This window comes from Mesorhizobium sp. WSM4820, from assembly GCF_055811075.1.
Genome location: NZ_JBVVQN010000095.1, coordinates 1 through 415 on the forward strand (window position 1 = coordinate 1; position 415 = coordinate 415).

1 protein-coding gene is annotated in these 415 nt (G+C 51.8%); it reads right to left on the bottom strand.

Annotation, left to right across the window (positions count from 1 at the left end):
- Window positions 1–266, bottom strand: a 266-nt coding sequence (locus AC0L2R_RS33880) for a hypothetical protein (protein ID WP_473514130.1), incomplete at its 3' end; no start/stop codon positions are given.
- Between the last annotated feature and the right edge of the window lie 149 nt (window positions 267–415).

Here is a 415-nt window from a genome sequence, read left to right on the forward strand (position 1 = left end):
CACTGCGTGGTCCATGCATCCGCGTTGGTTGTCCAATAGACCGGATCGGCAAAGGTCAGCGACTTCATCGTGCCCGTCTTGTGTTGGCCTCTTTGATCTCCGAGTTGTAGCCACCATTCAAATATTTGATGTAGTTTACGGCCGGAGGAATGCACGACCTGAAAGTCCCCCGGGCTCGAGGTCTTGAGCTTGCTGATAAGCTCATTCTCGAAGCCGAACGTACCTTGGACCACCTTGATGGTCTGGGAGGTTTTCGAGATTTTCACCAGATTTTTCCTGCTCCCCGACGCGCTGCTTGTTGAGATCATTCGAATGCAATGCAGCTAGCGAAATCGATGCGCCGACTAACGAGGCAGATCAAATAGACTGTTTCAATGACGGCTATAGGTCTACTGAATGCGGACAGCACTGCGAG